This window comes from Silvibacterium dinghuense (genome assembly GCF_004123295.1).
GTDB lineage: Bacteria > Acidobacteriota > Terriglobia > Terriglobales > Acidobacteriaceae > Silvibacterium > Silvibacterium dinghuense.
Map to the genome: position 1 here is coordinate 1410926 of NZ_SDMK01000001.1, position 13242 is coordinate 1424167.

General features: G+C 62.2%; 16 protein-coding genes. 11 read left to right on the forward strand and 5 right to left on the reverse strand.

Translation table 11 applies throughout. The features are described 5' to 3' along the window. Positions 1–12: 12 nt before the first annotated feature. Positions 13–924: an RluA family pseudouridine synthase gene (locus tag ESZ00_RS05530; protein ID WP_129207145.1), complete on the reverse strand. Its 912-nt coding sequence runs from the start codon at positions 922–924 to the stop codon at positions 13–15. Positions 925–1142: 218 nt separating this feature from the next. Here ESZ00_RS05530 and ESZ00_RS05535 point away from each other — a divergent pair, with 218 nt between their 5' ends. The 3 genes from ESZ00_RS05535 (at position 1143) to ESZ00_RS05545 (ending at position 5208) form a co-directional block, all read left to right on the forward strand. Beyond that, positions 1143–1565 (forward strand): BlaI/MecI/CopY family transcriptional regulator, encoded by a 423-nt coding sequence (locus ESZ00_RS05535; RefSeq protein ID WP_129207146.1) that lies wholly within the window; start codon positions 1143–1145, stop codon positions 1563–1565. Then, complete coding sequence (locus tag ESZ00_RS05540) at positions 1562–4027, forward strand: M56 family metallopeptidase (RefSeq protein ID WP_129207147.1); 2466 nt, start codon at positions 1562–1564, stop codon at positions 4025–4027. Before ESZ00_RS05535 ends, ESZ00_RS05540 begins: the two co-directional genes overlap by 4 nt. Positions 4028–4233: 206 nt before the next feature. Then, a complete protein-coding gene (locus tag ESZ00_RS05545) occupies positions 4234–5208 on the forward strand; it encodes a hypothetical protein (RefSeq protein WP_129207148.1) in 975 nt (324 codons plus the stop codon). 6 nt (positions 5209–5214) lie between these two features. On the opposite strand, the gene lepB is transcribed toward ESZ00_RS05545, so the two are convergent. Then, a complete protein-coding gene (lepB, locus tag ESZ00_RS05550) occupies positions 5215–5961 on the reverse strand; it encodes a signal peptidase I (protein WP_129207149.1) in 747 nt (248 codons plus the stop codon). Positions 5962–6282: 321 nt separating this feature from the next. Between lepB and efp the strand changes: the two genes are divergently transcribed. From efp to ESZ00_RS05570, 4 genes are all read left to right on the forward strand, one after another. Next, complete coding sequence (efp, locus tag ESZ00_RS05555) at positions 6283–6843, forward strand: elongation factor P (protein WP_129207150.1); 561 nt, start codon at positions 6283–6285, stop codon at positions 6841–6843. 89 nt (positions 6844–6932) lie between these two features. After that, positions 6933–8279 (forward strand): amidohydrolase, encoded by a 1347-nt coding sequence (locus ESZ00_RS05560; protein ID WP_129207151.1) that lies wholly within the window; start codon positions 6933–6935, stop codon positions 8277–8279. A 294-nt stretch (positions 8280–8573) separates the two neighbouring features. Continuing rightward, a complete protein-coding gene (locus ESZ00_RS05565; protein ID WP_129207152.1) occupies positions 8574–8855 on the forward strand; it encodes an acylphosphatase in 282 nt (93 codons plus the stop codon). A gap of 49 nt (positions 8856–8904) precedes the next feature. Then, positions 8905–9447 carry an adenine phosphoribosyltransferase gene (locus ESZ00_RS05570; protein WP_129207153.1) on the forward strand — a complete coding sequence of 181 codons (543 nt, stop codon included), beginning with the start codon at positions 8905–8907 and terminating at the stop codon, positions 9445–9447. Positions 9448–9532: 85 nt separating this feature from the next. Here the strand turns inward: ESZ00_RS05570 and ESZ00_RS20260 are convergent, their stop codons facing one another. Next, entirely contained in the window at positions 9533–9760 is a 228-nt protein-coding gene (locus ESZ00_RS20260; protein WP_229740978.1) for a lmo0937 family membrane protein, read from the reverse strand. A 116-nt stretch (positions 9761–9876) separates the two neighbouring features. Here ESZ00_RS20260 and ESZ00_RS05580 point away from each other — a divergent pair, with 116 nt between their 5' ends. Further along, positions 9877–10872: an energy transducer TonB gene (locus ESZ00_RS05580; RefSeq protein WP_129207154.1), complete on the forward strand. Its 996-nt coding sequence runs from the start codon at positions 9877–9879 to the stop codon at positions 10870–10872. Here ESZ00_RS05580 and ESZ00_RS05585 read toward each other — a convergent pair. Then, on the reverse strand, positions 10817–11116 hold the full coding sequence (locus ESZ00_RS05585; protein ID WP_129207155.1) for a hypothetical protein: 300 nt from the start codon (positions 11114–11116) through the stop codon (positions 10817–10819). The genes ESZ00_RS05580 and ESZ00_RS05585 overlap by 56 nt on opposite strands. A gap of 71 nt (positions 11117–11187) precedes the next feature. Continuing rightward, positions 11188–11583 carry a hypothetical protein gene (locus ESZ00_RS05590; RefSeq protein WP_129207156.1) on the reverse strand — a complete coding sequence of 132 codons (396 nt, stop codon included), beginning with the start codon at positions 11581–11583 and terminating at the stop codon, positions 11188–11190. Between the two features lie 234 nt (positions 11584–11817). Here ESZ00_RS05590 and ESZ00_RS05595 point away from each other — a divergent pair, with 234 nt between their 5' ends. The 3 genes from ESZ00_RS05595 (at position 11818) to rpmF (ending at position 13236) form a co-directional block, all read left to right on the forward strand. Then, complete coding sequence (locus ESZ00_RS05595) at positions 11818–12213, forward strand: TraR/DksA family transcriptional regulator (protein WP_229740979.1); 396 nt, start codon at positions 11818–11820, stop codon at positions 12211–12213. A gap of 210 nt (positions 12214–12423) precedes the next feature. Then, complete coding sequence (locus ESZ00_RS05600) at positions 12424–12975, forward strand: YceD family protein (protein WP_129207157.1); 552 nt, start codon at positions 12424–12426, stop codon at positions 12973–12975. A gap of 75 nt (positions 12976–13050) precedes the next feature. Beyond that, entirely contained in the window at positions 13051–13236 is a 186-nt protein-coding gene (gene rpmF / locus ESZ00_RS05605; protein WP_129207158.1) for a 50S ribosomal protein L32, read from the forward strand. Positions 13237–13242 lie beyond the last annotated feature (6 nt).

Here is a 13242-nt window from a genome sequence, read left to right on the forward strand (position 1 = left end):
AACGGAGCACCCTCATCTCACCGCAGATGGCTCCTCCGATGAAAATCCAGGCGGCACGGCTGCCTCGAGATGGACCTGTTCTCCGGTGATGGGGTGCTCGAAGCGCAGATACTGCGCGTGCAGGAGATAGCCTCCATCGCCGGGGAGGCCGGGGTTGGTTTCGAGCGGCTGGCCGGTTGCGCCGTAGAGCGGATCGCCGACCAGGGGATGGCCGATGGAGGCCAGATGAATCCTGATCTGGTGCGGGCGGCCTGAATACAGACTCACCTCGAAGGTCGTGGTGCGGGCGGTGCGGGCGATCACCTTTGCCAGCGACCTGGACGGCTTGCCATGGGGGCTGGCAGCCCATACAGAGCCGAGGCGCGGATGCGGCACGAGGCCGATGGGCGTAAGGATTTCATAGACATCCTGCTGTGCCACATGCTGCGCCAGCGCCCGGTAGATTTTTTGTATTTTCGATGTGTTCCAGTTGGCCTCGAAATAGGAAGCCACCTGCGATGTCCTGGCGAAGAGCACGATGCCGCTGGTAGCCCGGCCCAGCCGGTGGACTGGGTTTGCACCGGGGCAATGCTTCTGCACCAGGCGCAGGAGAGTGTTCTCCATGAAGCCGCCGCCGGGCAGGGTGGGCAGCCCGCTCGGCTTGTTGACGGCCAACAGATGAGGGTCATCGAGCAGGACTTCAAAGTGCCGAGGAGCGTCGGGTTCGGTCCAGGGTGGCCGATTCCAAACAAGGGTCTGGCCTGCGGCGACAGATTCGCTTCCATCGGCGATGACGCCGTCGAGCATAACTTCGCCCTTGTTCAATGCCTGTTGCCAGGCTTGAGAACTGGAGTGGGAGTACAGACTTGCCAGGTGCGCGAGCAGGGTTTGCCCATGGTGCTTGCTGCCGATGATGGAGGTGTAGGCATAGCCCCGGTTGAGCATCTCGTTCGAGTGTAGGCCATGATCTCTATGGCAGCAGCGGCCTCGCAGCTGGGCAGCACCGGATTCAGGCAGCCGGATTCAGACGACAGGCGCGCCTGGGTGTATTGATCGAAAATCCGTAACTGCCCTCCTTCGGGAATAGGCCGCACGAAAATTTTCTTTCTCCTTGATTCCCTCTTGCGCTGGTCTTCGTCTTATGTGTTACAGTGAGTAACACTATGGCGAGTAACGTTACAGAGCATCGCGAAGAATTCCACGATCCGGCCGAGCTCGGCGAGCTTGAGCGCTCTATTCTCCACATCGTCTGGCGGAGGGCCGAGGTCACAGCCGAGGATGTTCGCGCCTCGATGGAGGCCAACGACCGTCTCCTCAAGGATTCCACCATCCGTACCGTCCTTCGCCGTCTCGAGGAGAAGGGCTACCTCACCCATACCGTCGATCAGCGGACCTTCGTGTATCGCCCTGTCGAAGCCCGCCGCGTCGTCGCCGGCCGCGCCGTCAAACGCATCCTCGACTGGTTCTGTGACGGCTCGGTCGAAGATCTGCTCGTCGGCATGGTCGATTCCAAGGTGCTGGACCGCAAGCAGCTCCAGCGCCTCGCAGATCGTATTGCAGCGTCGAAGAAGGAGAAACAGTCATGATGTCTCCCTGGCAATCCCCGGCGGCCCAGCTTGTCGTGGAATCCGTCGTCCGCTCGCTGGCCATGGCCGCCGTCGTCTGGGCCGCCATCCATCTCTTCCGCCTGCGTAATCTCCCGGCGCAGAAGCTCGCCTGGGCCATGGTGCTTGCGCTCAGCTGCGCGATGCCCGGCCTCATCCGCCTGGAAGCGGCGCATCCCGATGCGGTGCCTGTCGTTCGCTTCGCGCTGGCCTCCCGCGTCTTCTCCGGCATCGGCGCAGAGTACCAGCACTTCGCGCATCGCATTACCTCTCTACGCCACGTCGTCGAGGCGGCGAGCGCACCACAGACGGAAGCAGCCTCCGCAGTTCTGAGTCAGACACCGTCTGCATCCGGCGCCACGCCCTCCTCACCCTCCGAGAACAACAACTCTGCGGCTACGATCACGCAGAGCGCAGAGCGGAACCCCGAGCCGCAAAGTACGTCCGAGATACAGATCTCCAGACCGCAACCGTTTGAGGGGTCTCCCTCTGTCCTTCTCTCCGTCGAGCCGGCCCGGCCTGTATCGCGCTGGCATCTCGGCTCGCTCGTCCGCTCTCTCGTGCCCGCATATCTTTTCGTCAGCGCCGTGCTCCTGCTCCGCGTGCTGATCGGCGTTCTGCTGGCCGCGCGCCTCTGGAGCCAGGCAGAGCGTGCTTCCGCGATTCTCGATCCGTATGCCAGGATTCGCATCAGCTCACGCATCGAAAGCCCGGTCACCATCGGCTCGGGCATTCTTCTCCCTGCGAGCAGCACTTCGTGGAATCGCCGCCGGATGCAGATGGTCCTCGCCCATGAGCGCGCGCACGTTCGCCAGGGCGATTTCTACCTCCAGCTCGCAGCCGCGCTCTATGCCGCGCTCACCTGGATCAGCCCGCTCGGATGGTTCCTCAAGCGCCGCCTGGCGGAACTTGGCGAAGCGGTGAGCGACCGCGCAGCGCTCGATGCAACGAACGCAGGCACAACCAGCACGGCGTCTTCCGCAGACTACGCCGAGCTGCTGCTCGAGTTCGCCTCCCTGCCCCGTCGCGGTTTCGCCGGCGTGGCGGCGGGAGTCGGCATGGCCCGGCCCAGCTCCGTGCAGGGACGCATCGAGCGCATTCTCAATCCCCACGCTTTCACCGCAGCCTTCACAGGAGGCCGCGTCTCAGCCGTAGCGGCCGCCATTGTCGTGCCCTGCGCCCTGCTGATCGCTGTCTCCGGCCGCCGCGTACACGCAGCCGAAACCCAGCAAACCACCACCCTCCCCCAGCCTGCGAGCGTGACCGCCGCGCCCGATCCGGCTCCGGCAGACGAACCCGCTTCCGTGGCTACGTCTGTAACCGTGCAACCCAGGCCTGAGGCCACGCCTGCGCCGGCAGCCGTTTCCGCCACCGCCTCCCCGCAGGCAGCTCCAGCACCCGCTGCCGATCCGAAACCGACACCGTCCGTAAGCATCTCCGCGCTCTCCTCGGCGATCACCGGACTCTCACAGTCGCTCAACACCAGCGTAGTAGCACTCAGCAGTGAGCCTGCTCCGGTCTCGGGTCTCACGCGCTCGCTAGATGCGCAGTCTTCCAGCGCAACGAGTGCTACGAGTTCCTCCGCCACTGGCAGCTCTACCGGTACAGGCTCCGGAAGCGGACAAGGCCACTCCTCTTCCCAATCTGTCACCAACAGCGAAAGCCATACCTACTCGGTTGATTCCGACATCGACGATGACGAAGAAGAGCATGACCACAACGGCCATTCTTCCGTAGGCGTCCTCGTGCTCAATGGCCCGAATAACTCCTTCGGCATCGTCCGCGGCGATGCCAAGGTGACCGGCAAAGGCGCCGAGGGCGCAGCCTTCGAAAAAGCCCGCGAACAGGCCAAGGGCGACATGATGTGGTTCGAACGCGACGGCAAGAGCTACGTGATTACCGACCCGGCCACCATCGATGCAGGTATCCGCCAGTGGCGCAGCAGCCGCAGCGACCTCTACGACAACGGCGCCTATACGCTCATGCTGCCGAATCTCGACCGGCAGCTTGTCGAGCTCAAGCCCATGAAGATCGATGTCAAGATTCCGCCGATGCCTCCGGTCGACATCCAGAAGCAGCTTGCCGATGCAGAGGCAGCGCTCAAGAAGCTGCAGGCCGAGTATCCGCAGGGTAAGGTCAGCGCGCTCACCCCCGAGCAGCAGGACGAGATGCGGCGCCAGATCTCCGAGGTCATCCGCAATCTCTCCCAGCTTGAGATAAACGACCAGGTGATCCTCAGGCAGATGAAGGAAATTCACTTCGTCACCAACGACCAGATCCAGAAGCAGCTCGCCGACAACCGCCAGGCCATGGAAAAGGCTCGCGAAGAAGCCCGCGAATCCATGCGCAAGGCCCGCGAACAGGCCCGCATTGCATCTTCACAGCAGATGCAGGCCTTCTTCGACCAGGCTCTGCATGACGGCAAGGCTCAACCGGTGCAGTAACTCAGGGCTCAGATAAAAATCCCACGTCTCAATGGCGAGACGTGGGGCACCCTGGGTTCTTCCCTCTTTCAAGAGAACAAAATCTCAATCGCGACCAAAGGGAGCGGGGGCCAAAGGCGATCCGCCCTGCGCGCAGCAGCAGGTGCAGACTGCGGCATGCACGCGCTAATCTAGCCTTGATGCTGCGGCCCTACCCCTTTTTCGCAATGCTCTCCGCTGTCGCGTTCGCACTCCCGGCAACAGCCCAGCAACCCACTGCTTCCGGCCCTATCGCTTCCGTACCGATCGAAGGCGTCGCCGTCTCCGGCTCGCTCTCGGTGGCCGACGGCAAGGCCAACATCGCCAATAACGGCAGCATCACCGCCGGCGACAGCACCGCACACATCGCACTCACTCGTGGAGGCCAGCTCGCAGTCTGCGCCACGACGCAGGTTCACCTCTCTCGAGACAGCTCCCTCTCGCAGGACCCGGCACAGGATTCCGCTCTGATGATCGCCCTGGACCGCGGCGCGCTCGAGACCGACTACGCGACAGGCAAATACTCTGATGTGATTCTCACACCCGACCTGCGCATTCTCGTCTCCGGCCCCGGCCATGCCGACTTGAAGATCCGCCTCAACCGCCAGGGCGACACCTGCATCGACAATCATGGGCCGAATCCGCCGTATGTCACGGTAACCAGCCAGTTCGAGGGCGGCGTCTATCGCATTCAGCCCAATCAGCGTGTCATGTTCCAGCACGGCAGCCTGCAGCAGGTGGTCGATAACGAGCCCGAACCCTGCGGCTGCCCCGCACCCGCGCTTTCTGTCGCCAGCACCGGTACCACCGGCGCCAATCCTGCGAAGCCCGGCCAGAAAGCAGGCATGCCGGTCGGAGGACCATCCTCCACGCCTGCAGATACCAGCTTCCCGCTCGCAGTGAGCGAAGGGCTGACGCCGCCTCCCGCGCCACCAACCCAGCCTGTCGTCCCGGCAGGCACGGCGCATGCCATGGTACAGGCGCCTATCGGCTACAACTCGGCAACCACGCCGAATCCGGCCGCGCCCGATGCCGCAGGGCCACCACCTGCAGGAGCCGCAACTTCAGCCACACCCTCTGCCCGCGCAGAGCAGCCGCCGAAGCAGCAGGGAGGCTTCTTCCATGCCGTCGGCCATTTCTTTGCGAAGATGTTCGGACGGTAGCAGTCTTCACACTACCCGGTGAAAGGTTCGCGACCAGCGCGTCTTCTGGAAGAAGGTCAGCGCCGTGTGAACCATATCCTGCAGCCGCGGACCGAGGCCGGTAATGTCCTCGTCCTGCTCGGGCATGTTGTAGGACCAGTACACGAACATCGGACGGCCAAGGATGTTCTCCTTCGGCACAAAGCCCCAATAGCGGCTGTCGAGGCTATCCGGGCGGTTATCGCCCATGGCAAAGTACTTGCCCGGAGGCACCACGAGATCTCCGTTGTCGATGTGAGACGGCAGTTCGGCTGCCCACTGATCGGTCACATCCATGCCTTCGGAAACGGGCACGCGGGGGAAATCGTCGCGATAGGGCAGGAAATAGTCGGCCTTCGCCGTGTAGGGCTCATTCTGCGGCTTGCCGTTCAGGTAGACGACACCGTTCTCCAAATGGATGTGATCGCCGGGGATGCCGACGACACGCTTCACCAGGGTCATATTCGTCTCATTCGGCTTGATGAACACGATGATGTCGCCGCGCCGAATGGAGCGGTAATGGACCAACGGCATCCACTTCGCCGGCTTGCCGAAGGTGATCCGATCGACGACGACATGATCCCCAATGAGGATGGTCTTCAGCATCGAGCCGGTCGGGATCATATAGTTCTGGAAGACAAACCCGAAGGCAAACAGCGCCAGCACAAACACCGCGCAATAGGAGGCGAAGCCCTCAAGCAGCGTCTCGCCGCCTTTTTCCTGTTCTGCTGTCAAACAATCCTCTCTTCCTTGCTTCTTAGACGGTAGCGCATCCTGATTACCGCAGGGATGAAAGCCCACGCAAGGGTCGCGATTTTCATCAGGCCCGGCTAAAGCCTGGCCTGAGCCAAATGTCGATACGCCACCGTAAGGGATCGTATTGTCCCAGCTCGCGACCGACGGGAGCGGGTGCCAAAGGCGAAACACCTGGACGGCCAGTCCCGCCCTGCGCGGAGCAGCTGCTAAAATATGGGACTGGAGCGTTTCGCGCGCGCCTCTGCCTCCTGCTGCGGCAGGCGGAGGCTTTATTTCCCAGGATTTTCAGGAGCTGATTTTATGGCGATTCCCGCCACACAGATGCGTCCGGGCATGATTATCAAGCACAACAATGAGCTGCATGCCGTGTTCTCGGTCGAGCACCGCACGCCCGGCAACCTGCGCGCCTTCATCCAGGCCAAGCTGCGCAACCTGCGCACCGGCGCCATGTTCGAGCACCGCTTCCGCTCGCCCGACCCGATCGATCGTGTCATCGTCGATGAGATCGACATGGAGTTCCTCTACAACGACGGCGACGACTACTACTTCATGGACACGACGAACTACGAGCAGACTCACCTAAAGCGCGACACGCTGGGTGATGCCGTCGAATACCTGACGCCGAATCTACAGATCACCGTCTCGTTCTTCGACGGCGTGGCCGTCGGCATCGAGCTGCCGCAGGTGGTCGAGCTGACCGTGGTCGAAACGGAGCCGGGCCTGAAGTCGGCCACCGCTTCGTCGGTGACCAAGCCGGCCAAGATGGAAACCGGCCTCGTGGTGCAGGTGCCGCCCTTCATCAACGAAGGCGAGAAGATCCGCATCGACACCGCCGAAGGCGCGTACATGAGCCGCGCGTAAGAGCACGCGGAAAATCACAGACGGCGCGGCTTCGGCTGCGCCGTTTTTTCTTTGCCTAACGATCATTCGACCGTATTCTCGTCTGCAAGATGCCCCAGCCCAGATTCCTGCTTCCTGCCCTTGCAGGCTTTCTTGCCTGTACGCTCTCCGCTTCCGCACAAACCACGGCGCAGAGTGTCGATGCCGACCTGCCCTCGCTGCTCTCGACCTACAAGGACATCCACAGCCATCCTGAGCTCTCGCATCACGAGGAGCGCACCTCGGCGCTGCTGAGCGGCGATCTGCGTAAGCTCGGTTATGACGTGACCGAGCGCGTCGGCAGGTACGAGGACGGATCGCAGGCTTACGGCGTGGTCGCCATCCTTAAAAATGGCTCCGGGCCGCAATTGCTGGTACGCGCGGACATGGATGCTCTGCCGGTGGAAGAGAAAACCGGCCTGCCTTACGCGAGCCACGTGCGCGGGATCAACGCGCAGGGCGCGGATGTGCCGGTGATGCACGCCTGCGGGCACGATATTCACGTCACCGTGCTGCTCGGCTTTGCGAAGCAGATGATCGAGCAGAAGAGCGCATGGCACGGCACGCTGATGCTCATCGGCCAGCCGTCAGAGGAGACCATCGACGGCGCGCGCGCCATGCTCGCCGACCATCTTTATGAGCGCTTCGGCAAGCCGGACTTCATCCTCTCCGAGCACGACGCCAGCGACTACCCGACCGGCTCCATTGCCATCAAGCCCGGGCCGCTGGCGGCAAGCTCGACCAGCATCGATGTGGTGATGCGCGGCAAGGGTGGCCACGGCGCCGCGCCCGAGCTGACGAAAGACCCCGTGCTGATGGCCGCCGAGTTCATCGTGCAGTTGCAGACCGTGGTCAGCCGGCAGATCGATCCGCAGCAGCCCGCGGTCATCACCGTCGGGCAGATCCACGGCGGCACCAAGCGCAACATCATTCCCGATGAAGTGAGCATGGGCCTGACCATGCGCGCCTACGACGAAACCACGCGCCTGGCCATGATCGAAGACCTGAAGCGCATCGCCAACGGCATCGCCATCGGCTACGGCGTGCCCGAGGACCGCATGCCCATCGTCACCGTGAGCCAGACCGAGATCACCCCGGCCACGCTCAACGATCCGGCGCTCGAGGCCCGACTGCATGCCTCGGCGGTTAAGGCGCTCGGCGCGGCGCATGTGCTCGATGCCTCAGCCTTCATGGGCTCGGAAGACGTCGGTGTCTTTCGCCTGAACAACACGATTCCCGGCGTCATGTTCGCGCTCGGCGCATCGGACCCGGACAAGCTCGCCGCCGCGCACAAGGCGGGAACCGAGCTGCCCGGCCCGCACTCGGCACTCTTCGCGCCCGTGCCCGAGCCGACCATCCGCACCGGCGTCACCGCGATGACGGCCATGGCGATTGGGCTTTTGCAGCCAAAGGCGTAATGCAGCTCCCCCCACACAAGCCAACACCAGGCTTGTATGAGCCGCCCCAGCACAGCAGGCGTATCCCACGTCTCAACATCGAGACGTGGGGCACCCCGGTGATTTCTCCACAGGGATTGATTACCCTCCCGCCCAAGCGCAGCTTGGACGGGGCACCCCGTTTTTCTCTATTTGAAGGGACAAAAAATTCAGCTCGCGACCATAGGGAGCGGAGGCCGAAGGCCTTTCGCCCTGCGCGCAGCAGCCAGTCCCTTGCTTCGGGCATGAGGATTTGAAACACTAAATCCGCATCGCATGGTCCGTCATTATCTCGTCAAAGGACGCGTTCAGGGAGTCGGTTTCCGTTGGTTCGTCCACCGCGAAGCCGCCGAAATCGGCCTGCACGGCTGGGTCCGCAATACCGAGGACGGCCATGTGGAGGTCGTCGCCTCCGGCTCGGCGGAACAGCTCGCCGAACTGAACCAGGCCCTGCACAAAGGCTCGCGCGGCAGCCGCGTCGATGCCGTCATCGAACACGAACTGGCCGAGAGCGAAGCCGCTTCGCTCGGCCCCTTCCAGATTGAAGGCGCCTGGTAACCCGCGCCACACCTCGATTCAAGACCGATTCAAAGGAGCCATACCACCGATGTCCCACCGGCCCATTGACTGCGAGCCCCTCAAGGACCTCGTCCGCACCGTGCCCGACTTCCCCAAGCCCGGCATCCTCTTTTACGACATCACGACCCTGCTCAAGGACAAGGCCGGCTTCGCCCAGATGATCGACGCCCTGGCCGCGCACTACATCGACAAGAACATCGATCTCGTCCTCGGCATCGAAGCGCGCGGCTTCATCTTCGGCCCTGCGCTCGCCTATCGCCTCAACGCCGGCTTCGTACCGGTGCGCAAACCGCGCAAGCTGCCCGCGCCGGTGGCGCGCGTGACCTATGACCTGGAATACGGCAGCGACACGCTCGAAATCCATGTCGATGCCATCGAGCCGGGCCAGAACGTGGTGATCGTGGACGACCTGCTGGCCACCGGCGGCACCATGGAGGCCACGATCAAGCTCGTGCGCCAGCTCGGCGGACATATCGCCGGACTCGGCTTCGCCGTCGAGCTCGACTTCCTCAAGGGGCGCGAGAAGTTTCCCGACCTCGACGTCTACAGCCTGCTGCACTACAACGAGTAAGGCACACCTGCGATACAAGATTTGTCACTGTTACAGATATAAAAGAGCGGCCCTTGCGGGCCGCTCTTTTGCTTTGCCGCTCAGACTATGCCGAACGGCCGCGCAGGAAGTGGAAAATGATCGAGACCACCGCCAGAATCAGCAGCAGGTGAATGAGAAATCCTGCGACATGGAACATCATGAAACCGCCAATCCAAAGCAGGACCAGCACCAACGCCAAAATCAGGAACATATTCTTCGTCCTCTTTTCTCTGAGTTCGTCTTCACGAGGAGATAAGATGGAGCGCGCCGTCCCGGGGTTATCTTCGGCCATGGGTCTTTCCTGCAGAGCCCCTCGTCTTTCAGAAGTTCTGTACGACTCTGCTCCCAGGCTTCGACGGCTGCACGCTTCGCCCTATCGCCTGCGCCTGCCATGAAAGAGGGTTTCGCATGTCGACTGCATTGCGTTCATTCTTCCTGCTGCTCACCGGGCTTCTGGCAACAGCCGCGGCTTCCGCTCAGGTCATGACCTCGCACAACTGGCAGCGCGCCCTCACCCAGGCCCGTAACCTGCTTCCAGACACATCGCTGGCAGGCGAACCCTATCATCTGCACTACGACCTGCACTTCCGCATCCCGCTCGACGGCCATAGCAACCAGGAAGCCGACGCCACCTATGACGTTTACGTCGATCCGCACCGCTTTCGCCGCACCGATATGGCCTCCGGCAGCTTTCACATGACGGTCGTCGATGACCTGCAGCATCAAACCTCCTGGCACTCCATGACCGGAGACATGCCGCTCGGCCTCTACGACTTCGAAGACATTGTGCTCGAGCCACGGCCCGTACTCTTCGCGCTCGAGCACAGCGCGACCCCGGCGCTGCTCCCCATGCACCGGCGGGTTCTCGAAGGCTCACTCTACGGCTGTGTGGATGACGGCGAAATGGCCATGCTGTGCTTCGATCCCTTCACGCACGTCTTTGCGCTCGGACAGATCCTGAACCAGACCTATGTCTACGCAGACTGGATTCCTCTGCGCAGCCACGCCATCCCTTCCCTCATCAGGATCTACGACGGCAAGACGCTCCTGCTCACGGCGAACGGCAAGATCGAAGTGTTTCACCGCTTTGCTCCGCTCTTCTTCACGCAGACCGCGCCCACCCCGCCTACGCCTATCGAGAACCGTCCCGTGGTCAGCTTTCCGCAGCTCAAGGCCACACCCTGGTATGGCAATGCATCCCTGCGCATCACCGTGGATGAGGAAGGAAAGGTGAGCCATACCGAGCTTGTCGAGATCGACAACAACAAGATCAAGCACGCGGCGATGAACTTTATCCGCGATCTGCGCTTCCGCCCCGCGAGCGAAGCACCGGGCACGCCGGCGACTTTTACGACGCTGTTCTATCTCCGCTATCTGCCGCGGGCGAATCCTTCTCTTCGATGACCAGCCGGTCCTCTGCGCCCAGGTATCCCTTGCCGCGGAAGCAGTCTTCCATCTCCGCCCGCAAGACATCGAGCGGCACGCGCAGCCCGGCCTCGAGCAGTCCATGGCCTATCGGCAAAATGTCGTCGAAGACCGTGTGACCGGTCAGGTTCCGCAGGGCGAAACTGTCGAGCCAGGCCACCGGACAGGCATGCCGCTCTCCGGACGTACCTGCCCACTCAACGCGCAGCTTACGCACGAACATGGATCTCTCCATCACGCTACAAAGCGCCGGCAGTTGGCAACCACTCGAAAAGGAAAAAGCTCTTTGTCTGCCTAAGGCAGCGGCTGCGCGTCGTCGGTCGGGATCAGCGCCGGCAGCCTGCTGGTATGCCCAGCCTCGTGCAGCACGGCGTCCAGATGCCCCAGCACCTCGTCCACCGTCATGGTGTACATCTCGCGGCCATTATCGTAGCCGGTCTCGATGGCCTGCTTCAGATAGCGGCCGGCGATCTGCACCGCCAGGGCGTCGGTAATCACCTTGCCCGTCCGCTTCTTCTGCTCCACCCACGCCGTGCACGGCATCGCCATCCACACGGAGCGACCGTTTACGTCGAAACGTACATCCACAGCATCGGCATGACGGGTGGCAATGGCCACCACGTTGGCCGTCCAGCGGCAATGCAGCGACTCGCCGCTCCACGTATCGGTCACCTGGAAGTCTTCGTACATGACACCACCAGCCTAATGGCACCTGCTCCGGCCAGCAAGTCGTCTGCGCCTTTTCTCCGTTGAAATTTCTGCGCTCATCCCCGCCAGCATCGGGGTCCGCACCAAAACTCTCAACATTGCGTCATTTTCTCGAGGGAAAGAAACAAATTTTCTGCGCCTCCATGCGTCCAATTGTTGTCGTATGAGTAACCCCCACCCGGCTAGCCGGATTTTCCCTGTAAGGAGCCTCGTGCAGTGAACCACTCCGAACACACCCTGCCCAACAACCCGAACCGTCTTTACGAAGAGAAGCTGCAGCAGCAAAAGCGCACCCTCGAATCCAGCCTCCGCGCCACTGTCCGCCAGGGGCGCCAGAGCGGCGCCGAGGAGACTCTCGACCCAGCCGATCAGGCCGTCTTCTCCTACGAAAAGGAGCTGCTCTTCAGCCAGGGAGCCACCGGCCATGCGCAGCTCAATCTCATCCGCCAGGCCCTGCTCCGCATCGAGGACGGCTCCTTCGGGGAATGCCAGCACTGCGGCGAGCGCATCGGCTCCAAGCGCCTCGAAGCCGTTCCCTGGTCCCGTTTCTGCATCGGCTGCCAGGAGAGGGTAGAACGCGGCGAGCTGGACGACTCGGTCCAGGCGGCGTAAGGGCAGGGTGTCAGGGGATAGGGTATGGGGCGTAGAAAAACCTTCCCAGGTTCAGAGGCGATGGATGCCCCTCTGCATTCTGAGTACCCAAGTCGCAGAATCGAGACGTGGGGCACTCAGAGCTTTTCTATACCCCATACCCTATACCCTGAATTTGACCCGCCGCCCCCTGAATCCTTACTCTCGGAAGAGAACTTCCAAAGGATTGCCATGCAGATCACGGTGCTCGATCTCGAACGGGAGCCGCTCGAATTTAACCTTGCGCTACCCCCCGGCGCCATTCAGTACGGCGAGGAAGTGACCCAGACCGGCGATCTCGCCGTAAAAGGCCGCGCCGACCTTATTGAAGAGCATCGCGGCCCTCGCGACATCGTTTCCGACATCCGCCTTCGCGCCAGCTACAAGGGCGACGTGGAAATCTCCTGTGCCCGGTGCCTCGAGCCTGTGCCCCACGCCGTTTCGGGCGAGTTCGACCTGATCTTCCGGCCGCTTGGCGCAGACAAAGACGGCGGCGAGCATTCGATCTCGGCATCGGAGACGGAAATCGGTTATTATCAAGATGGCGGTCTTGCGCTGGAAGACGTGTTACGGGAGCAGGTGCTTCTCTCCCTCCCCGTTCGAACACTCTGCCGTGAAGACTGCAAAGGACTTTGCCCGCACTGCGGCCGAGATCTGAACTCCGAATCCTGCACCTGCGAAGCGGCTTCGTCCGATCCACGGTGGTCGGCGCTCTCAGACTTGCGCAGCCGGATCAAATCGTAGTGTTTCGGTCCCTCAACCCGGCCGGCTGCCTTAAGGCGCCTGAACCGGCGAGGGATACCGCGAAAGGAATCTGCAATGCCTAATCCAAAGCGGCGTCATTCCAAGGCCCGCACCGCCAAGCGTCGCGCCCATGATGCGCTGACCGCCACCGGCCTCTCCGAGTGCCCCAGCTGCCACGAGCGCAAGCTCCCTCATCGCGCCTGCCCCAAGTGCGGAACGTACAAGGGCCGTGATGTTCTGGAAGTCAAGGAAGCCAACTAACCCTAC